Source organism: Glaciecola siphonariae (genome assembly GCF_042652645.1).
Classification (GTDB): domain Bacteria; phylum Pseudomonadota; class Gammaproteobacteria; order Enterobacterales; family Alteromonadaceae; genus Glaciecola; species Glaciecola siphonariae.
On the sequence record NZ_JBHSGU010000002.1, the window covers coordinates 1249054 to 1270030 of the forward strand.

The window sequence follows — 20977 nt, forward strand, 5'->3', positions numbered from 1 at the left end:
TTTATAAGCTTATCTAACTTTTATGCCACACTAACAAATGATTGTTCGCAGGCATATCTACTATTTTATGCAGGCTTAGTTTGGGCGCCCATGCGCGTAGTTCGTCAATATCTCGATAGCCTCCCCGCCCGCTTGCGATAAGTTTTTCGTGAAAGTCGATATTGCTCTGACTGTTAAATTTACCTTGCTGAGTGAAGGGACCGTACTGGCAAAACACTCCCCCGCTGGGCAAACGCTCATTAATGCGGGCCATTAAGAACTCAACCTCGTTTTTTTGCATAATATGTGCGGTATTAGCACTGAAAAAACCATCGAAGCTGCGATCAGGAATATCATCAATCGGAAGCCGTAAACTAATCGGTGGAAGTAAGTTCTCAGAGGGATAGCGCGCCATCCAATAGCGTATACCTTCATGATAGTCATCTTGATCGGCAGTTTGCCAGCGAATATGTGGCAAGTGCTTTGCAAAATGCACCGCATGTTGCCCGGTACCGGAGCCAATCTCCAAAACATGAGATAGTTTAGCAAAAGCAAGTGTTAGCTCTTCTAATATATAGCCTTTATTATTTTCACAGGCCTGACTGAAAGGGATTTCATCTTCATTCATTAAAACATTCGCCTTTATGTTAGCCCTTAGCCCTTAATCTTGCAGGTTAGGCATCAGCCACTTTTCAGCTTCTTCAATAGACCAGTTTTTGCGCGCAGCATAGTCTTCTAACTGATCGCGCTGAATTTTTGCAACAGCAAAATAACGTGAATCCGGATGAGCAAAATACCAGCCCGACACAGCGGCTCCTGGCCACATAGCATAAGACTCAGTGAGTTTCATACCAATACTATTTTCTACGTCTAGCAAGTCCCAGATGAGCTGTTTTTCGGTGTGTTCAGGGCACGCTGCATAACCTGGCGCAGGGCGTATACCCTGATATTTCTCGCCAATTAATGCGTTATTATCAAGTTTTTCATCTTTAGCGTAACCCCACAGCTCTTTACGCACTCGCTCATGTAGGTATTCAGCAAATGCCTCGGCCAGGCGGTCGGCTATGGCTTTGCTCATAATAGAATTGTAATCGTCACCATCGGCTTCGTATGCTTTCGCTAGCTCATCTTCGCCAATGCCGGCGGTAACGGCAAATGCGCCGATATAGTCATGGCCGTTCACCCCCTCAGGCATTACATAATCACTCAAGCAATAGTTAAAGCCCTTGGGTTTTTCTGTTTGCTGGCGACAGTGATGAGACACGCCCAACAAAGCCTCTCCGTCTTTTGGAGAGTACACCTTAATATCTTCATTATGGCTATTAGCCGGAAATATCCCCACACGACCTTTGGCCTGTAACTTGTTGTGCCTAATGATGTCGTCGAGCATTTTATTGGCATCATGAAAAAGACTGGTGGCCTCTTCACCTACTACCTCGTCATTTAATATGCGGGGGTATTTGCCAGCCAGTGACCATGTTAGAAAAAACGGCGTCCAATCGATATATGGACGCAAGGTATTTAAATCGACCGATATGGTTTTTACCCCGATAAAATTGGGCTTTGGCACGTCGTAGTTTTGCCAATCGCAAGTGAAGCGATTTTCCCGTGCCTGCGCAAAACTTATGGCACGAGTACGCGGCTTTTTACGAGCATGCTGTTGACGCACAACTTCATATTCTGCACTGATTTGTTTGGCGTATTCACCTCGGTGCTCTTTTGATATTAGCTTCTGACACACACCCACGGCGCGGCTTGCATTAGGTACATACACCACCGGATGCTCATAATTTTGCTCAATTTTAACCGCGGTATGGGCTTTTGAGGTAGTCGCGCCACCTATTAATAAAGGTAAGTCGAGCCCTAAGCGCTGCATTTCTTTTGCAACGTTAACCATTTCGTCGAGCGAGGGCGTTATAAGGCCAGATAAACCTATCATATCGGCCTTCTCATCAATCGCGGTTTGAATAATTTTAGCCGCCGGTACCATAACCCCTAAATCAACCACTTCAAAGTTATTGCACTGCAGCACCACGCCTACGATGTTTTTGCCAATGTCATGCACATCGCCCTTCACAGTGGCCATGATAATTTTGCCATTAGACTGATTTTCGCCAGACTTTTCAGCCTCAATGTAGGGCTGTAAATGCGCTACTGCTTTTTTCATTACGCGGGCAGATTTAACTACCTGAGGCAAAAACATTTTGCCCTCGCCAAACAAATCACCTACTACGTTCATGCCGTCCATTAAAGGCCCTTCAATCACATGCAAAGGGCGTTCAGCGGCAAGTCTAGCCTCTTCCGTATCTTCAATAATGTATTCGGTGATGCCCTTCACTAGTGCATGTTCAAGGCGTTTATTCACGTTTTGCTCGCGCCAGCTCAAATCTTCTACGGCCGCGGCTTTGCCGTCACCTTGATATTTGGGCGCAAGTTCAAGGAGGCGATCGGTGGCTTGGTTATTGCGGTTTAAAATTACGTCTTCGACGGCGTCTTTTAGCTCAGGCGGAATCTCATCGTACACTTCAAGCTGCCCGGCATTAACAATGCCCATGTCCATGCCCGCTCGAATTGCGTGATACAAAAATACCGAATGCATGGCCTCGCGCACCGGATTGTTGCCCCTAAACGAAAATGAGATGTTCGATAAGCCTCCCGACACGTGGCAGTGAGGAAGTTCACGACGGATTTGACGGGTTGCTTCAATAAAATCAACGGCGTAGTTGTTATGTTCTTCAATACCCGTGGCAACCGCAAAAATATTGGGGTCGAATATGATGTCTTCTGGCGGAAAATCTAGCTCTTTTAGCAGCAAATCGTAGCTACGCTTACAAATTTCAAATTTGCGCGCTTGCGTATCTGCTTGGCCTTTCTCATCAAAAGCCATAACGACTGTTGCCGCGCCGTAGCGCTTGATTTTTTTTGCCTGAGCAAGAAAGCTCTCCTCGCCTTCTTTTAAACTGATTGAGTTTACAATGGCTTTGCCCTGTACGCATTTGAGGCCCGCTTCAATCACCGTCCATTTAGACGAATCAATCATAATCGGCACTCGAGAAATGTCAGGCTCTGAGGCAATTAGGTTTAAAAAGCGCACCATTGCCGCTTCTGAATCCAACATGGCTTCATCCATGTTGATGTCAATAACCTGCGCGCCATTTTCAACCTGCTGGCGGGCAACATCTAGCGCGGCCTCATAGTCCTCAGACATGATCAGGCGCTTAAACATGGCCGAACCGGTCACATTCGTCCGTTCGCCTACGTTAACAAAGGTAGAAAATTGTGATGACACGTAACTGCTCTCTTGTTGTATTGCAAATGTGTTGCAAAAGCCCAATTAAACGCAATATTGCCTAATCGAGCCGATAAAATTCAAATTTTTCTCGGGCTAAGCGTATTAATGAATGAAAGGCTCTAAACCCGACAGCCTTAGCTTAACCTCCACCTCCGGAATACTTCGCGGTTTTGCCTTTGATACCGCATCACTTATCGCTTTTATATGCGCTGGCGTACTGCCACAGCACCCACCCACAATATTGACCAAACCAGAGTTGGCCCACTCCTGAATGTGCTCAGCCATTTCGTCAGCTTCCATATCATATTCACCAAACTCATTTGGCAGACCGGCGTTTGGATGGGCCGATACCAAGCATTCGCTCACGCGCGACAATTCAGCAACATACTGACGCAGTAAGTCGGGACCTAGCGCGCAGTTCAAACCAAATGAAAGTGGATTTACATGACGTAGAGAATGATAAAAAGCCTCGGTGGTTTGTCCTGAAAGCGTACGCCCTGATGCATCTGTAATAGTGCCTGAAATCATTACCGGCAATGTAATTGCGAGTTCTTCAAACACTTCGTCTACCGCAAAGGCCGCCGCTTTTGCGTTCAGTGTATCGAATATTGTTTCGAGCATAATGATATCGACTTTGCCGGCAATCAAGGCCTTAGTGGCCTGCTTATAGGTGAGCACAAGTTCATCAAAGCTTACGTTGCGTTTTCCGGGGTCGTTTACGTCAGGAGAGATAGAAGCAGTGCGGCTTGTTGGACCTAATACGCCAGCTACAAAACGGGGTTTGTCGGGTGTTTCTATGCTCACCTCATCGGCTGCTTCGCGTGCGAGTTTGGCTGCCGCTAGATTTATTTGCTCAACATGGTCTTGCATGTCGTAGTCGGCCATGGAGATGGCGGTTGCATTAAAAGTGTTAGTTTCAATAATGTCGGCGCCGGCGCGTAAGTAGGCCAAATGAATGTCTTTTATAAGCTTTGACTGCGTGATTGCAAGTAAGTCGTTGTTGCCCTTTACATCGCAATGCCAGTCTTTAAATTGCTCGCCCCTGTAGTCAGCCTCTTCAAGCTTATGTTCTTGAATCATAGTGCCCATGGCGCCATCTAGCAGCAATACGCGCTTGGCGGCAAGTTCACGAATTTTATTGGCGGTTGTGGTCACTGCATAATCCTGTCAATCGAGGGGGGTTAATCTTACTTGCGCTACGTTAACTTGCGCTGCTTTATCTGCGTTGTTTACCTGCGCTATTCTATATTGCACGCACACGCCTAATTTAATCGTTTTTTATGTCATTTAGATCAAATGGCGTTGTCTGATACACGTAGTAATTGAGCCAGTTTGTAAAAAACAAATTACCATGAGACTTCCATCTCATCATAACATCTTGTTGCGGGTCGTCGCCTTTGTAATAGTTATTAGGTATATCAGGAGACAAGCCCGCCTCTAGGTCACGTTGATACTCTTGGTCAAGCGTGTTTGGGTCGTATTCAGGATGGCCCGTGACGTATACCAAACGTTTGTCTTGCGTAGCCGCGATGTAAACACCTGCGTCATCAGACTGCGCCAACACCTCTAAGCCAGGCACTTTTTCATAATCGGCAGCGGGAATTTCGCCCACTCGCGAATGCGGCGCCCAAAAGTAAGGGTCAAAACCGCGCATCAATTCGTTTTTTTCATCTAAGACTTTATGTTCAAACACACCAGATAATTTTGCGCTGCGTAATACACGCTCCACCCCATAGTAATGATACATCGCGGCATGCGCTGCCCAGCATAAAAAGATGGTGGACTGCACATTACGTTTACTCCAGTCCATCAGCGTGGTCATTGTGTCCCAGTACTTTACATCTTCGTATTCAATGTTGCCCAAAGGCGCACCAGTAATTATGAGTCCGTCGTACTTTTTATCTTTTACTTCGTTAAAAGAGTGGTAAAAAGCATTCATATGCGAAGCTGGGGTGTTTTTAGGCGCGGTTTCATCGATACGAATCAAGTCTATATTTATTTGTAAGGGCGTATTGGAGAGCAACCTGAGTATTTGCAGTTCGGTTTCAATTTTGTTGGGCATCAAATTTAAAATACCCACATTTAACGGGCGGATGTTTTGCTTAAGCGCGCGCTCGTTATCCATCGCGAAAATGTTTTCGGCAGATAGCCCCTCAAGCGCGGGAAGTTCAGCAGGTATTTTTATTGGCATGGCCAGTGATAAACCGTGTGATTAAACATACGGCTATTTTGGCTCAATGGTATAGAATGTCAAGAATAAACGTCTAGACGTCTAAACGTTTATTCAGAAGCAGCATGGACAGCCGCCAAAGTTAATAAATTTATTTGCTTGCAAGTGCCGATTGCAGTATCTGAGCGTGCTCGGCTAAATCATGACCTAAATCAGTTAAATAGCCGCCGTCTGCTTGCTGCACTATGCCCTTTTCGTACAAACGTTGGGCTGCCCCGATTACTTCTGGTGCAGCATCTTTATGCACTTTAAGCCCCTGCATCAGGCTTTTATTGGGAAACTTTAAAATCAGGTTTAACTCTGCAAGCATATTTGAATCGAACGACATCGAATACCTCTTTTTGAATTGGGTTAGTCATGGCTAAGTGCTGTTTGCATCATTGGCTATAATTGAGATTGAGTCAAATCATTCGCGGCGTATTTAAATCAATTGCTTGCGCTGGGGCAACTCTGTTAGTTGTCTCACAAGCCTTCCACGTACGATGTTCATGCACTCACGCAGAAAACAAGCATCGAAATTGCCTTATTATGGGGATTTCCAAATTCAGAGATCGCGGCTCATAAAGTGGCTGTTAGGATCTAGTTTGTAGTCACTAAATGGACCACAGTCTGCGAAACCAAATTTTTTATAGAGGGTACGGGCCGGCAGAAAATATTTCTGAGTGCCGGTCTCTAGACTAATTTTTTGATACCCCTGTTGTTTTGCGAAGCTTAATAAAAAAATAAGTAATTCTGATGCAACCCCCTGCCCTCTAAAATGATGAGATGTTCGCATTGATTTAATCTCTGCGTTTTGAGAGTCAAGATTTTTGATGGCAACACAGCCAGCAATAGTGCCGTTTATCCATGCGCTAAAGAAAGTTATGTTAGACGAATTAAGCGCTTGAACGTTTAACGCGTGAACACTTTCAGGCGGGGACGTTGCGTACATATCTGCCAGGTGTTCTTCCAGTAACATGATGACTTCGCCGTCATCTAAATTGTCCCTTTTTATTTCCATCTCAAAATTTCCTTAAGATATTTATGGCCATTACTTAATTTGAAAATTCGCTGTTCAGTTTTATCCGCTTTACACTTTTGTTATTCATCAATTATCTCTGAAGCTAATAATTCAGTAATCGAAAACGATTTCCAGTTTGAGCACAGACTCAAACTTTTCCCATTAATATCGTTATATCCATAAGAGCCAATAATATGGGCTTTCTGGAACATATCTCTAGCAATCTTTAGATCAGCCTGATAGTAGTCCTGCAATGATGTGTCAACAAAAGTATTTAGCTCTACCGATAATTTATTTGGTAAATGCAGAGTAAGACTGTCCAAATACATCGGACTTTGCGCTTTGTCACTTATAGGAAAAAATATTCTTAGCTCCACCAAGGTTTGGTTCTCAGCCACTTCTATAACGAATGGTTTAAAGTCAACCGAAGCCTCACCGGAGCAAGCATATGACTCAAAGGCACTCAGAAAACACATAACTATAAATAATCTCAATGATCTTCCTTAGATTTGTAGAGCCTATGCAAGCCGTCAGCTCTAATGGTTAGAGTCAGCAAAAACTGAGAAACTAGCCAAATTGGTGTATGAACCTAGTTGACTACCACACGGACGCGGTTTGAGGCTAATTGGTATTTGTGCATAATAACCGCGCAGTTTAATTCGGTGTTAATAATCTCAGGAAATGACAATGAATGTAATAGATATAAAATCATTTGTTCCGAGCAAGGACTATGAGATATCAAGATCTTTCTATTCGGAAATCGGATTTAGCGGGGAACGGGTAAGCGATGACCTTACGCTTTTTGAAAACGGGGATTGCCTGCTCTTTCTCCAGCGCTTCTACAATGAAGAATTGGCCAAAAATTTCATGCTGCAAATTTGTGTAGCTGACATTCATGCAGCATTTGAGTTGTGTTCACATTCCAAATACAAAACTAAAATCACCCCCGTACAGCAAGAATCATGGGGTAAGGTGTTTTATCTGTGGGGGCCAGTTGGTGAGCTGTTGCACATAACGCAATTAGATACCTAATGGCAGGTTAGCTTCGCGAGCTGATATTTCAAGGATGCCCCATTTATCAATATGTATGCATATTTGTTACAAACAGAAACATTATAATTTTGACCTATTGCTTAAATCAGGTAATGCTTGTGGGTGTTCGCTATTGCATTTTTACGATTAAGGAAGGCATATGGAAGGCACCACATTTGTACTTATGATTTTGTTCTTGTTTGTATTACCCATTACGCTGTTTGGCATATTTACCGGGCACAAGCGAGAAATGTTGAAAATGAATGCCAAGTTAGGCAGCTCGGAAGTCACAAATATCAAAAACGAGCTTGAATCGGTCAAAACGCGTTTAGAAGTCTTAGAAGCGATTGTCACCGACAAGCAATATCAGCTAAATCAAGACTTGGATGCCTTGAACAACAGTTAACGGTATTCTGCCGGCAAGTCTAGTCATCCCCGCGCGTTATTGCTTTCAATTGTGCTGCATCAACGAGCGCAAACTTACGAGTAAACAGCGCTCCACTCTCATCAAAAAATAAGAGTTCAGCACTTTGCGCGTCGTAAGTTTTTATTATCTCGTCGGTTTCAGGGTAGCCAGTACGGGCGACTAAAAAGTTTACATCGCCGTCAATTTCCTCCCTCGCTTTGTTAATCTCGATGGTTTGCTGGTTGCTCACCACTCGGTTTAAATCATAAATAAAGACGACCGACTTTTTGCCATTTCCAATTTTACTTAAATCGTTATCAATCGACGCTGGCAACGACCAAATAAATGCAGCGATAAACACAGCGATTAGGCTAATGACCACAAGGGCTTTTTTCATTATTTGGTTTCCATATTGTTTACGAAGATATGCATGCTCTGATAATTACGGTTTGCTTGGTAATTAGTACCCATTTTGCGTAGTACCAATTTGCGTCATCGGCGCTCGCAGCAATGCTTAAATTTTTTACCATTTTCACAAATACATGCGTCATTTCTTTTAATTTTAAGCCTGCCGCTGTCACCAAGCATATCCCCGCTGTCATAGCGCCATTGCTCGTTTTCTTTCACAAAGTATGAACGTTCATGCATGCAGTAAACAGTCGCTTTTTCTTTTGAAAACGCTTTGAATTCAACAGTATCTTGGCTCGCCTCAACGATACTTAAATGTAGCCAAATGGTTGTGCCAGCGCTCTCGCGTAAAGCCTCTGCAGTGATGTTTTGCTCTATACGCGCACGCTCGGAGTAAGTGTGCGCGATATACGCATAATCGCCAATGCAGTATGCGCTGTAGCGAGAACGCATAAGCGCTTCAGCGCTGCCAGTTGGTTTTTCACCTTTCAATAGGGGCTGGCAACAACGCTCAAACGATGCTTGGCTCTTACACGGACATGGTAAGGTTGAACGTGAGTTTTGATTGATGTTGTGATTAGCCTTATCAGTGGTGCTGTCTAAACTAATAGATTTATTCATTTTTTAGCTCTGCTTTGTGATTCAGCGCATCGACTTGCTCTGCTGACAAGACTAACAGGTATTTATCATCTAAACGCCAGTTTACTTGCTCATTTTTGAGCTCTTGCAGTGTGTTGAATAGAAGCAATTGTTTGTCTTGAAAATCAACTTGGGCTTTAGCGTCACTTCTGGCTTGTATTTCAGCTTCGGCAGCCGCCTGGTTATTGTCTTTGCGTGCAGGCTGAGTCTCGAGCAATGAACCGTCTAGCTCATTGTTTTTCTCTTTGTTTATCTCGTTGTTTATCTGAGTGTTTAGCTCACTACCGAGCTCGCTGACCACCTCATCCTCCATGCCCAGCTGATTTGCCCCTTCAGGCTGTAAATAAGCCATAAGTGCAGTAAAAATGATCTCCGCTTTTTCTTCAAGTGCTTGCACTCTCATACTGGTGCTGCTTGCTTTGGGGGTCGGAATATTGGTTTGAATAATGGATTGCATTACCTGCGATTCCAGTACCTCCGATTCCAGCACCTCAGATTTCTGCGCTCGAGCCTCAAGCCGCGCATTGCTTGGCGACGGTGCACTTTCAGCAAACAAGTCAGCCGTGCCCATGCGTTTGGCTTGTTCTACAGATGCAGGAATTTGTAGAGCCTGAGTAGTGACTTCCTCGGCTGTAACTTCTGGTGCATTTACTTGGCTGTCGCTCGCAATGATAGGTGCACTTAATGCGTGGTCGAAGGATTCTTGCTGCCCGCGCATGTCCTGTTCCGATATATAATCCCACGGCATATCCTGCACCAATAGCACAACTAACAAAATACTGGCGGCAACGGCGCCGCTGTACTGCCATGCTAAAAATGAACGTTTAGGTGCTTTCTTTTTATCTTGTTGGGAAGTTGCATCAGCATTTTTACGAACATCTTGACTCCGGCTGTGAGCTTTTGCCATAGCCAAAATTCGTTTATCTAAATCATTAGACGGTATTTCTTTTTCAAGCTCTTGGTAAAGTCCAGAGACAATATCTATATCGTCATTGTTTTTTCGGTTTTTGTCGCTCATGTCGCGGCTATCACTCATGGCTCTGCCTCTTTAAATTGGCATCGGCAACGGGCTGCACTAAACCACTTATATCTAATTTGCGCGCTAAACACGCTCTCAAGTTGCTATAGGCTGCCCGAAATCGGCTTTTTACCGCCTCTAAGCTAGCGTCGACCACCACCGCAATGTCGGCGGCAGTGAGCGCTGCTTCTTCTTTTAGCAAAAAGCAGTCGAGCTGATGCTTAGGTAGCTGATTGAGACATTGTAAAATAGCTTCTTTTTGCGCTCTTTGTTCAAAAGCTGACTCTGGTGTAGAGCCTAGGTCGCGATTATTGGCATGTTCATGCTCATGTTCAGACTGAAAATTGAAAAATCCGTCATCACAATTGTCATGATATGCATCGCTAGCATGGTCTGTAGCGCCGTCTGCACTGTGATTTGTTACATGATTGCTTGGAAGGTGCGCTTTAGGCACTGACTTTAAATGGCGGATATGATCAATAAGCTTGTGCCTGGCAATCGTAAATAGCCACGTTGTAAATTTGGCCGACGCCTCATAACTGTGGGCATGGCTAACCACCTTACCCCACACGTCTTGGAACATGTCGTCCACGAGATTTTTATTGTGCAGTTGCCTGCGCAAGTAACGGTACAGCGGACCTTTATTTTTAGCGTAAAGCTGCTCAAAGGCGGCAAAATTGCCACCTTTGTACTGCAACATCAAGTCTTCGTTACTGACTTGTTTCAAGGCCTATCTCCATGTTTATTAAATTGGACGGCTAAGGCTCGTTTGGTTCTTTTATTTTTCGGCCGCATCGACATTTGCCAGCACCTGCGCATTTGTGCTTGTTTGACTATTAGACAGTAAATCCAATGCTTGTGCTGTTTTTACGAGCTGCACAAACTCATGCCTATATCCAAATTCGTCTTTGCCTTTCGCCTCATTAGCCGCATGGGCTATCCAATCTAAGCCCAAATTACCCGCATACTTGCTACTTTTAAGCTGTTCGGCAAAATTTGCTACCGCTACAGCAAACTTAAATTCCGTATCTTGCTGCTCAAAAGGGCTAATCTGCGCTTCGTTTACTGTTTGCACAAGCAAGCGACTCTCATCATCGCTTTTATTGTTGTGTATCGCCTTGTATCTAAGCTTAATTTGAGCAAGCTCTTTTAAATCTGCGGTGTCAATCCTAGGTCCGCGCGCTTGGTATTTTAAGGGCTCAAAATAAGGGCTCTCGCTGCCATGCAGCACCACCTCATAGAGTGCGGTTACTTTGTGTCCGGCGCCAATGTCGCCAGCATCCACCTTATCATTGTTAAAATCTTCATTTGCAAGCGCACGATTATCATACCCAATTAATCGATATTCCGACACTACAGCCGGATTAAACTCAACCTGCACTTTTACATCTTTAGCAACAATTTGCATCGTTGAACGTAGTTGATTTACCAAAACTTTGCGCGCTTCGTTAATGTTGTCGATGTAAGCATAATTGCCGTCTCCGGCGTCGGCTAATTGCTCCATAAGGTAATCGTTATAGTTGCCCTGACCAAAGCCTAATGCTGTTAGGGCAATGCCCTTTTCTCTTTTTTGCTCGATAAGCTCAATTAAGGCCTCATGATTGGTCATACCCACATTAAAATCGCCATCGGTCGCCAGTATTACGCGATTAATACCACCATCAATAAAGGCACTCTCAGCAAGTTGGTAGGCCTGCTCTATACCCGCTGCGCCATTGGTTGAACCGCCAGCTCGTAAACTGTTCAAGGCCTTAGCTATGGCCTGCTGATCATTACCCGCGGTAGGCTTAAGGACCACTCCAGAAGCACCGGCGTATACCACTATAGACACCTTGTCTTTAGCGCTTAGTTGTTTACTGAGCATCAGCAAAGAGCGCTTTAAAAGCGGTAACTTGTTGGTATTATTCATAGAGCCTGAAACATCGAGCAAAAATACCAAGTTGCTTCCCTCGTCGCTCGCATTTTTATCAACATAGGCATTTAAACCAATGCGCAATATATGACGAGCCTCATCCCAAGGCGCATTAGCTATGGCAGTATCAATAACAAATGCCTGCTCAGGGCTTTCTGGCGTGCTGTATTGATAATCAAAATAGTTTAAAAACTCCTCTACCCGCACCGCGTCGGCCGGCGGCAATTGCCCTTGGTTTAGCATGCGTCTGGTATTGGTATAGCTACCTGTGTCGACGTCTACTGAAAAGGTCGATACCGGCTCGTTTTTCACAAGCTTGACACTGCTCTGCGCTATGTTTTGATAGCGTTCATTTTGCACTTCACTTGCTTGACTATCATCATAAGCTAGATGATAGACGGGCATAGACGCTGCGCTTATTGCTGATGCGTCGTTAAGAATATTTGCGGGCGCGCGGGTTCGGACACCAAGCAATGCACTGCGCTGCGTGTTTTCATGCATGAGTTCTGGCATGTTTACTGGCATATGCTCAGCCAGAACAGGTTGTGGGGACTTGGTTTGTAAGGAAGTAGTTTGTAGGGAATTGACTTCGCGCTTTTCAATCGATTGTGCCTTGTCTGCGGAGGATGAGTCTTGAGCAGAAGCATATTGTTCCCGCCCGGCGTTTGTTTTGACGCTCGCTTCTGCTTTAGTTTCTGTCTGAGATTTAGAAAGACTATCTACTTTGTTCTCAGTTCTGGTGTCTGGGCCTGCACAGCCACTCGCTAAAAAAATTGCTAACGAAAGAGCGCTTAGATTTAAGTGTTTGATTGATGTCGCGTTGCGGTGGGTCATTATTGTCATCCTTTAGGTAATGCTGCTTATGAAATTGGTTAAGGTATTTTTTAAAAAATTTAAATAGGCACAAATAATGTTCATGCCTGTATAAGCGCTACTAACGGATGACTTTTGAGAAAGGGTTTTATTTTTTATATTTTTATTGTTCGTGTTTTATTGTGGTGTTTTCAGAGCGTTTTTTGGTTCTGCGTTTTTAGCGAGGAATGTTTTGCTAGGCGTTCTTGCCAAGTTGTTTCTGATGAGGTGTCATTTTTGTACTGCCGTTAACAGCGGTATTCTTTGTCCCTTCAGATTAGCGGGATGTTACAAGCAGTCGTGTTCGTCGCTCAGCACATGGACTTGAAAACTACTTTCTGGCATGCAGTGAAATGAGTACTTCTACCTCGGCGCGGGGCAAACCACTTGCTTCAATAATGTCATCCATGTCGGCGCCCTGCTCCACCAGTTTGCTGGCTTTACTATACATTTTAAGAGCTGGGTCTTGCTCTTCGAGCCGCTCAATAGTTGCGCCCATCTTTTCAAGCTGTGCTTCGAGGTTTTTTTCAAAATTTCCATAAGCTTTTTTGAGCTCTTGATTTAAAGCTTTGTTTTTATTGAGTTCAGACCGCAAACTCTCAAGCTGCGTTGATTGTGAAGTGTTAAGTTTATACAACTCATCGATAAGGCCGACAGATTGCATAAGCTTAGTCTTAATGTTTTTTGCATACAGCCACTGCACCACTACCAGTACGATACATAATAGTGACAGTGCAATGCTAATAAACAATACCGGCGAGCTTTGCATAATACATCTTTGCGCTTAAGGAGATATGTATTTGATTATATAGCGAAAGTAGTAAAGCTCAAGTCCACTGCTACAATGAGCATGAAAGGTCCTAGGTCTGGTGAAGCAGAAAATCAGATATGAGCCGCACCGCGTCGAAAACTGGCGAGAAGAGGACCGACAATACGAATTTACCCAAAGCTTCACGTCTGAGCATAGCGGTTCGTATGAGCCTGAGTTGAGCACGCTGTGAAATACAGACTAATTATTAATAACGCACATCTACGATTGCCAAGAGCGACTATTTATTCTCACAATATTAGAGTTGAGATTATTTAAGTATGTAGTGGCAGAATAAACACGCACTCCTTGCTTGTATTTCTTTTTTTAACCGCATCATTAAAAGAGTATTAAATGTTTACTATTGAAGACTCAAAACCCTCTTTGTAGCGCCGCGAGAGTCTAATCTTTTTACCTGAATGCATTATAATCTCGGCATCCCCACTGCTAAGAGTTTCAATCGAGTCTACATAGTTAATATTAACCGCAAAGGATTTGTGGGTCCGAACTAAGCCCAGAGCACTGCCTTTGTCGACTAAGTCTGACAAGGTGATACGCATTGGATAAAGCTGGCTTTGAACATGCAAGTTAGCGTAATTTCCACAAGCTTCTACCCATTCGATATATTTGCTTTTTACAATAAACTCTTTTCCTAGTTTTTTCACTAGCAAGAGGCTTGCGAGTGTCTCTGTATTGTTTGCAGAGGCATTGGTGTTTGCTTGCTCAGTCAGAGGACTTGCATCGCCAAGCCACTGAGATGTTAAAAAGCGGTAAATAGCAATCATCGCCACAAAAAAACAAAAGCTCCATAGGTCTTTGCGCAGTTCGTAAAACAACTCAAAAAAAAGAGCTTGTATGCTGTGGGCAAAGTCATAATTGCTTGAGGTAAAGGAGTACGCAAATTCACGCATTGACACCATAAGAGACACATGTAAAACGCTGTAGACGATGGCGGCTAAAATGTATCTCAATAAACTGACTTTAAACGAGTGCCAATCCCATTTGTATTGACGCATAAACCAAGCAATAAAAGGAATAATAAGAAATGAGGAAAATGCGCTAGAGTATTCCCATACAAAGGGCTCCCAACTTTCGAATGATGGCGTGAGTTGGCGCGCATCTTCCATCAGTACAGTAGTAGCATTGACTGTTGCATCTACTGCAAAATAGCAACACAAAGCACTCGCCTCATAGACAGTTTTGTGCTGTTGAAAATGAATTTTTGAAAAAAACATGCTAGTGCCTTATCTGCTTGTCCCTATTATCCACCGCTTATCACTTATACTTTATTTTCAGGCACTTATGACATCGCAATGTTACTATTTGTGGCAGTATGTCGTTTTACAATGTACCGCATTTTATAAAAAATACACAAGGGAAAACATGGTTGAGTCTCATTCTGCCTCTATGCCTCGATTACACTGTTTAGATTGGTTGCGAGTATTTGCCATTGGGGTGCTGGTGGTTTATCACATTGGCATGGTGTATGTGCCTGATTGGGGGTATCACTTTAAAAACCCCTTGAACAGCGACCTTATTCAATCGTTTATGTTATTGACCTCTCCTTGGCGTATGGGCCTATTATGGCTGATATCGGGCATGGCTTTTGTTCATATGTGTCATGGTAAAAGCTTGTTTGGCTTAGCGCTTAAACGTAGCAATCAAATTTTACTCCCATTGCTAATTGGCGTGCTGTTTGTCGTGCCGTTCCAATTGTTTGCGCAAATGAAACAGGCTGGCGACATGCCATTGGACTTCATCGACTTTGCTTATGCTTTTTACATAAGACCTCAAGACTATTTTGTGCAATATTCATCAGGAATTTGGCCGCGCTTTGATGTGAATCATCTTTGGTTTTTGCGCTCTCTTTGGCGCTACAGCATGGTGATATTGATATTGTCGCCTTTTCTCAAATCGGCGTTTGTCAAAAAGGTTTGTTCATTGATTGCATCCAATATTGTCTATCTTGTATTGGTCATTGCGATACCAATTGCTGTCATCGAGACGTTTTTAGAAGGTGAAGACGTACGTGAGTCCTACGGCTTAACGATGCTGCTCATTGGATATTGTTTTGGCATGCAGGCAGCATTTTGGCAAAGCCTTTCTCGACACTTAGTGAGCATGTGTATTTTAAGCCTTGTAGCAATCTTGGGTTTGCAAATTGGTTTTGTACTTATTTGGCAAAATGAACTGCATCAAGCCAACCAAGCTCTTGCACTTATCATCGAGACTATCTACCTTGCTAACAAAATATTGCCATTGCTAGCTATCCTTGGTTTATCTTATCGGTTTCTAAATCACCCAAATACATTGATAAGAGCGCTGAATCCTTATGTTTTTGGGCTGTATGTTTTGCATCAAAGTGTCATTATTTTTGTGGCTTATGTGGCTACCACTTGTTTGCCTACCAAAAGTCCCGTGTCGTTTATACAAGCAGCCGAATATCAAATATGGATTAATATGCTGGTGACGCCTCTTATTTGCGCCGCATTATTATTGGCAATTGCTCGGTTTAATATCTTACGAATTTGTTTTGGGATGCGATGGAAAAATAAGGCAGACCCATACCAAAGTGGTTTGACTAACACTATTGTATTTTTGGTCTGTCTACCCTTGATGATAGCTTTAGTTATATGAGGTAAATTGCCGGTCTTGATTTGAAGCAAAGACAAACGCTTCCCTGCATTAATAACCATATTGTTAATGCCAAGTGGAATGGATACTGAACGCAACGTCCAGCTAGCGCCACAGAAATAGCAATAAACTGAAAGATGGTTGTGTTTTATTGTGTGTACGAAGGCTACAAGAATGCGTGAAAAAACGTGGGATATCGTTGAGAATTAAGCGGCAGATATGATTGTCTGCCGCTAGAAAGTTGTCTGATGATAAACATAGGGCTACATGCCCAACACGTCATCCCATTCGTCGTCGCTAAGCAGTTTGTTGAGGTCTACTAGAATCAACAGTTCATTGTCACGATTCGATACGCCTTGAATAAACTTAGCGCTTTCTTCTGTGCCTACATTTGGCGCGCTGTCTATTTCAGATGAACGTAGATAAACCACTTCGGCCACGCTGTCTACCAAAATACCTACCACATGTTCATCAGACTCAATGATCACAATTCGTGAATTATCGGTTATTTCTGATGGCGGCAATCCAAAGCGCGCTCTTGTGTCGATAACCGTCACCACGTTGCCGCGCAAATTAATTATGCCCATTACGTAGTTCGGTGCACCCGGTACTGGAGCAATTTCAGTATAACGCAGCACTTCTTGCACCTGCATCACATTGATGCCGTAGGTTTCCTCGTCAAGACGATAGGTTACCCACTGCAAGACTTCATCATTTGGATCGCTAGCTGATGCTGTCGCTTGTTTTTCAGACATAGATTTTACTCCGTTACCACACTTGATGCGTTTTTCGTCGGCCTAGCTTCTAGCAAGCGTATGAGCTGGCTTGCGTCAACTAAAGCACACATTTTCTGTTTAATCATTCCAGCTAACCAAGGCCGTTTGGCGTCTTGGTCTCGCCATTTAATATCGTCGTGACTGAGTTCATGCGTATCTGCTAACTTTGAACAGGCCAGTACCCACGGCGTTTTTCCTAACTGTACAGCATAAGCATAGTTGAGCGAGTCGGCCAGCGCCTGAGTATACTTCTCGGGCATAATCCAGCGGGCTGTATCTACACAATTATACTTTTGATCTAGCTTCACGAGCACGCCCATCAACCACTGCGCTTGCCCTGGCATAGGACTCAACCCAGAGTGCTTTGCACCCTTTGACGGATTAATTTCACTATCCAAAGCAATGATCCCGCCTAATTCAACCAACGGAATTGCTAAAGTTAAACCTGCTACTTCAAAAAATAGCGCATGAAACCTCGGCGGCAGCTTTTGCTTTAACGGCATAAGCTCAAGCTTTGCTTCTCTGTTTACTGTTTCGACCGCAATCGCAATTTCTTTACTATCAATCTCGTTTATTGCTGAATCGCTTGCCACTTCAGGACTTTCTTGCAAAAGTGCTTGGTTTGCGGTTTCTAGTAATCGAGCTGCGGCGGCGAGCTCATCGCTTACCTTTGCCTCTTCCGTATGCGTAAGTGCCTGCAGGTAGCTTTGCATGGCCTGTTTCGCGCTTTCATGCGGCATATTTAAGTAGCTCGTTGGTTAGCTTATCGTAGGCAAACGCACCGCGACTGTCTTTCACTATCATGTTTATCGGCAACCCTTGCTGGCTGGCGTCTCTGAATTTGGTGTCTACCGGAATATAGCCGCGCCACATATGCGCCTTATAATTGTCTCGCATCTTCGTATATGAGGCCAAACAAGCATTCACGCGTCGGTCAAAAAGCGTCGCCACCACTAAAGTGAGCACCTCGTCTTGCAGCGTCGGTTTGAGCTGCTCTAAGGTTTGTAACATTCTGTCAAGACCCCTAAGCGCCAAGTATTCTGTTTGTGTTGGCACCACAATGGCGTTGGCGGCCACTAAACCATTAACCATAAGCACCCCAAGCACCGGCGGACAATCAATTATGGCAATGTCAAACTGCGAGCCCAGTTGTTCCAAGGCTTTTTTAATAACAAGCCCTTTGCCTGGTGCGGTGCCAAAACGTTTGTCTAAGGTCGACAAGGCAATATGCGAGGGTAATAGGCCCACGTTTTTAATCTTAGTGGCCTGCAGCGCTTGTTTTATGTCAAAGGGCTCGCTGGGTGTTTGGCAAAACACGTCATATAAGCTACTTGTCAAATTCTCGGCGTCAAACCCTAAATAGTAAGTAAGTGAGGCGTGAGGGTCTAAATCGAGCAATAAAACCTTATAGCCCTGCGCCGACAAGCTTCCAGCTATAGAAATAGTGCTGGTAGTTTTACCCACGCCACCTTTTTGATTAACAACTGTCCAAACTTTCATCGATAATTAGCAGCACTTTGACATAAACAGAATCTGTGACATAAACAAAGCAAGAAGCATGCACAGATGTCGCAGCGCATCGCTAATAATTATCAGCCTTAGCCGGCAGTTGAAAACTCTAAGCTAGTAGCATCGGGCGGCTTTTGAGATAAAAAAATCGCGCTGTAGTGAGCGCGATTTTTAATTGTTGTCTGTAAAGGCTCACATGGCCTCTAACAACAGCTTATTATGCATAGCGTTTTAATAGATTTGGAATATCCAATATCAGCGCAATGCCCCCATCAGATGTAATGGTCGCACCGGCCATACCTGCCGTTCCTTGCAGCAAAGCATCTAATGGTTTAATGACCACTTCTTCCTGACCAATTAACGAGTCCACTACAAAGCCAATTTGCTGGGTGCCAATCTGCACTACCACTACGTGGCCTGCGGAACGGTCTTCAACTGGGCGCATGGGGTTGAGCCAGTCGTTCAAATAAAACAGCGGTATGGCTTTTGAGCGCACAATCATAGTCAACTGTCCGTCAACGGTGTTGGTGCGTTTTAAATCCATATTGATAATTTCATTGACCGCGCCCAAAGGCAGCGCAAATGTTTGTTTGCCAACCACAATCATGAGCGTCGGCAAAATAGCTAGGGTAAGCGGTACTTTTATTTCAAGCGTCGTGCCTTTACCCAGCTCCGAGTTGATATTTACAGACCCGTTGAGCTGGTTAATTTTAGTCTTGACCACATCCATGCCAACACCACGACCAGAAATATCACTGATCTCAGTTTTGGTTGAAAAGCCCGGTGCAAATATTAAGTTGAATGCTTCTACATCCGACATTCTTGCTGCAGAGTCAGCATCTAACACACCACGACTTATGGCAATTTCTTTTAGCTTTTCTGCGTCCATGCCCTTGCCGTCATCGGCAATGGTCAACAAAATATGATCGCCCTCTTGCGACGCGGCTAGGCGCACGGTACCCATTCTGGGCTTACCTGAGGCCTCGCGATCTGCCGGCATTTCGATGCCGTGATCTACAGAGTTTCTTACCAAATGCACGAGTGGGTCGGCCAAAGCCTCCACGAGGTTTTTATCTAAATCGGTCTCTTCACCTTCAAGAACCAATGTAATTTCTTTTTTCAAAGTCCGTGCTAAGTCGCGCACAACTCGCGGGAAGCGGCCAAATACCTTTTTAATAGGCTGCATGCGAGTTTTCATTACCGCGCCCTGCAAATCGCCCGTTACTACATCTAAATTTGCGATGGCTTTCGACATGCTTTCATCAGCATTATTAATACCAAGGCTCAACAATCGGTTTCGCACCAATACGAGCTCACCCACCATATTCATAATTTGGTCGAGACGTTTGGTATCAACACGCACAGTAGTTTCGGCTTGCGGTGCGGCAGGTTTATCTGATTTTTTAGCCGGCGCTTTTGCCGCTGCTGGCGCTTTAGCAGCCGCGCTTGGTGCAGGTGCTGCAGGTTTCTCGCTTGCTTTATTACTAGGTTCAGCGCTTGCGCTTTCGCCGGTTTTTTCGGCCGGGTTTGCACTGGGCGTTTGCGCCGCCGGTTTACTTTCGGTATCCGCTTTAGTGGGCGCATTGGCGCTAGCTGAATCAGCCTCGCCTGCTTTGCTTACTGAGGCAATGGGTGACTTACCTGACCCGTGTAAATCGTCAAGTAGTGCTTCAAATTCTTCGTCAGTGATTTCATCATCGTTGCCCGATGAGGCTTTTTCATCAGGTGCGGCTTGTACTTCGGCCGCTGGAGTAGCTTTAAAGCTTCCTTTACCGTGCAGGTCGTCTAAAAGCGCCTCAAATTCGTCGTCGCTAATATCACCGTCGCTGCTATCAGCAGTATCAACACTTGGTTCGTCTGTTTTTGCCGGTGCAGGTGCACTGGGCGAACCGCCATGAAGCTCATCGAGTAAGGCTTCAAATTCGTCTTCGGTAATCTCATCAATACCGTCGCCGCCGCTCGCCGCGGGCTTATCTACCACTGGCGCATCATTGCTGACTTCAACCGGCGTAGGTTCTGGTTCAACTGGGGCAGCGGCTTGGGCTTGTTCGGCAGGCTGGGCGTCAGTATCAAATATTTTTTCGTCGGGAGTTTCAGGCGCACTCAACTTATGTAGCAAGTCGATTAAGTGAGCAGGTGCAGGCGTGAGAGGTTCACGCGCTTTGACTTGCTCAAACATCTCAACTACCACGTCGGTTGCTTGCAAGATAACATCCATTAATTCGGGGGTTAACGTGCGTTGGCCATTGCGCATTACGTCAAACACGTTTTCAGCGCCGTGACAAATGTCGACTAGCTCGCCAAGAGACAAGAAACCTGCACCGCCTTTTACCGTGTGATAGCCACGGAATATAGCGTTCAGTAAATCTGAATCCTCTGGATTATTTTCTAAATCTACGAGCTGCTCTTGCAATTGTTCTAAGATTTCTCCGGCTTCCACCAGAAAGTCTTGCAAGATATCCTCGTCAACTTCAAACGACAT

General features: G+C 44.5%; 22 protein-coding genes. 4 read left to right on the forward strand and 18 right to left on the reverse strand.

The window, feature by feature from the left end:
- Window positions 1-13: 13 nt before the first annotated feature.
- The 7 genes from ACFO4O_RS06940 to ACFO4O_RS06970 all read right to left on the reverse strand — a co-directional run bounded on the left by ACFO4O_RS06940 (window position 14) and on the right by ACFO4O_RS06970 (window position 6995).
- The gene (locus ACFO4O_RS06940; protein WP_382406825.1) at window positions 14-607 is read right to left on the reverse strand and encodes a DUF938 domain-containing protein; all 594 of its coding nucleotides are present in this window, start codon (window positions 605-607) and stop codon (window positions 14-16) included.
- Between the two features lie 33 nt (window positions 608-640).
- The gene (gene metH / locus ACFO4O_RS06945) at window positions 641-3268 is read right to left on the reverse strand and encodes a methionine synthase (RefSeq protein ID WP_382406827.1); all 2628 of its coding nucleotides are present in this window, start codon (window positions 3266-3268) and stop codon (window positions 641-643) included.
- 105 nt (window positions 3269-3373) lie between these two features.
- Window positions 3374-4426 (reverse strand): homocysteine S-methyltransferase family protein, encoded by a 1053-nt coding sequence (locus ACFO4O_RS06950; RefSeq protein ID WP_382406829.1) that lies wholly within the window; start codon window positions 4424-4426, stop codon window positions 3374-3376.
- Window positions 4427-4538: 112 nt separating this feature from the next.
- The gene (locus ACFO4O_RS06955) at window positions 4539-5462 is read right to left on the reverse strand and encodes a homoserine O-succinyltransferase (protein ID WP_382406831.1); all 924 of its coding nucleotides are present in this window, start codon (window positions 5460-5462) and stop codon (window positions 4539-4541) included.
- Between the two features lie 130 nt (window positions 5463-5592).
- Entirely contained in the window at window positions 5593-5829 is a 237-nt protein-coding gene (locus ACFO4O_RS06960; protein ID WP_382406833.1) for a TIGR02647 family protein, read from the reverse strand.
- A 216-nt stretch (window positions 5830-6045) separates the two neighbouring features.
- Window positions 6046-6501 (reverse strand): GNAT family N-acetyltransferase, encoded by a 456-nt coding sequence (locus tag ACFO4O_RS06965; RefSeq protein WP_382406835.1) that lies wholly within the window; start codon window positions 6499-6501, stop codon window positions 6046-6048.
- Window positions 6502-6581: 80 nt separating this feature from the next.
- Entirely contained in the window at window positions 6582-6995 is a 414-nt protein-coding gene (locus ACFO4O_RS06970) for a hypothetical protein (RefSeq protein ID WP_382406837.1), read from the reverse strand.
- A gap of 193 nt (window positions 6996-7188) precedes the next feature.
- Between ACFO4O_RS06970 and ACFO4O_RS06975 the strand changes: the two genes are divergently transcribed.
- Window positions 7189-7533 carry a VOC family protein gene (locus ACFO4O_RS06975; protein ID WP_382406838.1) on the forward strand — a complete coding sequence of 115 codons (345 nt, stop codon included), beginning with the start codon at window positions 7189-7191 and terminating at the stop codon, window positions 7531-7533.
- A 160-nt stretch (window positions 7534-7693) separates the two neighbouring features.
- Window positions 7694-7939, forward strand: coding sequence for a hypothetical protein (locus ACFO4O_RS06980; protein WP_382406840.1), 246 nt, complete (start codon window positions 7694-7696; stop codon window positions 7937-7939).
- A 19-nt stretch (window positions 7940-7958) separates the two neighbouring features.
- Here ACFO4O_RS06980 and ACFO4O_RS06985 read toward each other — a convergent pair whose 3' ends face one another.
- The 6 genes from ACFO4O_RS06985 to ACFO4O_RS07010 all read right to left on the reverse strand — a co-directional run bounded on the left by ACFO4O_RS06985 (window position 7959) and on the right by ACFO4O_RS07010 (window position 13537).
- Window positions 7959-8336 carry a hypothetical protein gene (locus ACFO4O_RS06985; RefSeq protein WP_382406842.1) on the reverse strand — a complete coding sequence of 126 codons (378 nt, stop codon included), beginning with the start codon at window positions 8334-8336 and terminating at the stop codon, window positions 7959-7961.
- A 95-nt stretch (window positions 8337-8431) separates the two neighbouring features.
- Window positions 8432-8968: a YchJ family protein gene (locus ACFO4O_RS06990; RefSeq protein ID WP_382406844.1), complete on the reverse strand. Its 537-nt coding sequence runs from the start codon at window positions 8966-8968 to the stop codon at window positions 8432-8434.
- Complete coding sequence (locus ACFO4O_RS06995) at window positions 8961-10022, reverse strand: hypothetical protein (RefSeq protein ID WP_382406846.1); 1062 nt, start codon at window positions 10020-10022, stop codon at window positions 8961-8963. The genes ACFO4O_RS06990 and ACFO4O_RS06995 overlap by 8 nt, the downstream gene beginning before the upstream one ends.
- The gene (locus ACFO4O_RS07000; protein WP_382406848.1) at window positions 10015-10731 is read right to left on the reverse strand and encodes a sigma-70 family RNA polymerase sigma factor; all 717 of its coding nucleotides are present in this window, start codon (window positions 10729-10731) and stop codon (window positions 10015-10017) included. Before ACFO4O_RS07000 ends, ACFO4O_RS06995 begins: the two co-directional genes overlap by 8 nt.
- A gap of 51 nt (window positions 10732-10782) precedes the next feature.
- Window positions 10783-12750: a vWA domain-containing protein gene (locus tag ACFO4O_RS07005; protein WP_382406850.1), complete on the reverse strand. Its 1968-nt coding sequence runs from the start codon at window positions 12748-12750 to the stop codon at window positions 10783-10785.
- A gap of 349 nt (window positions 12751-13099) precedes the next feature.
- Entirely contained in the window at window positions 13100-13537 is a 438-nt protein-coding gene (locus ACFO4O_RS07010; RefSeq protein WP_382406851.1) for a DUF2802 domain-containing protein, read from the reverse strand.
- A 100-nt stretch (window positions 13538-13637) separates the two neighbouring features.
- On the opposite strand from ACFO4O_RS07010, the gene ACFO4O_RS07015 reads away from it, so the two are divergent.
- Window positions 13638-13769, forward strand: a complete 132-nt coding sequence (locus tag ACFO4O_RS07015) for a hypothetical protein (protein WP_382406853.1) — start codon at window positions 13638-13640, stop codon at window positions 13767-13769.
- Window positions 13770-13926: 157 nt separating this feature from the next.
- Here ACFO4O_RS07015 and ACFO4O_RS07020 read toward each other — a convergent pair whose 3' ends face one another.
- Window positions 13927-14811, reverse strand: a complete 885-nt coding sequence (locus tag ACFO4O_RS07020; protein WP_382406854.1) for a LytTR family DNA-binding domain-containing protein — start codon at window positions 14809-14811, stop codon at window positions 13927-13929.
- A 148-nt stretch (window positions 14812-14959) separates the two neighbouring features.
- On the opposite strand from ACFO4O_RS07020, the gene ACFO4O_RS07025 reads away from it, so the two are divergent.
- A complete protein-coding gene (locus ACFO4O_RS07025) occupies window positions 14960-16213 on the forward strand; it encodes an acyltransferase family protein (protein ID WP_382406856.1) in 1254 nt (417 codons plus the stop codon).
- Window positions 16214-16473: 260 nt separating this feature from the next.
- On the opposite strand, the gene ACFO4O_RS07030 is transcribed toward ACFO4O_RS07025, so the two are convergent.
- The 4 genes from ACFO4O_RS07030 to ACFO4O_RS07045 form a co-directional block, all read right to left on the reverse strand.
- Entirely contained in the window at window positions 16474-16965 is a 492-nt protein-coding gene (locus ACFO4O_RS07030) for a chemotaxis protein CheW (protein WP_382406858.1), read from the reverse strand.
- 5 nt (window positions 16966-16970) lie between these two features.
- Window positions 16971-17726, reverse strand: coding sequence for a chemotaxis protein CheW (locus tag ACFO4O_RS07035; RefSeq protein ID WP_382406860.1), 756 nt, complete (start codon window positions 17724-17726; stop codon window positions 16971-16973).
- Window positions 17716-18486: a ParA family protein gene (locus ACFO4O_RS07040; protein WP_382406862.1), complete on the reverse strand. Its 771-nt coding sequence runs from the start codon at window positions 18484-18486 to the stop codon at window positions 17716-17718. The genes ACFO4O_RS07035 and ACFO4O_RS07040 overlap by 11 nt, the downstream gene beginning before the upstream one ends.
- Window positions 18487-18712: 226 nt before the next feature.
- Window positions 18713-20977 carry a chemotaxis protein CheW gene (locus tag ACFO4O_RS07045; protein ID WP_382406864.1) on the reverse strand — a complete coding sequence of 755 codons (2265 nt, stop codon included), beginning with the start codon at window positions 20975-20977 and terminating at the stop codon, window positions 18713-18715.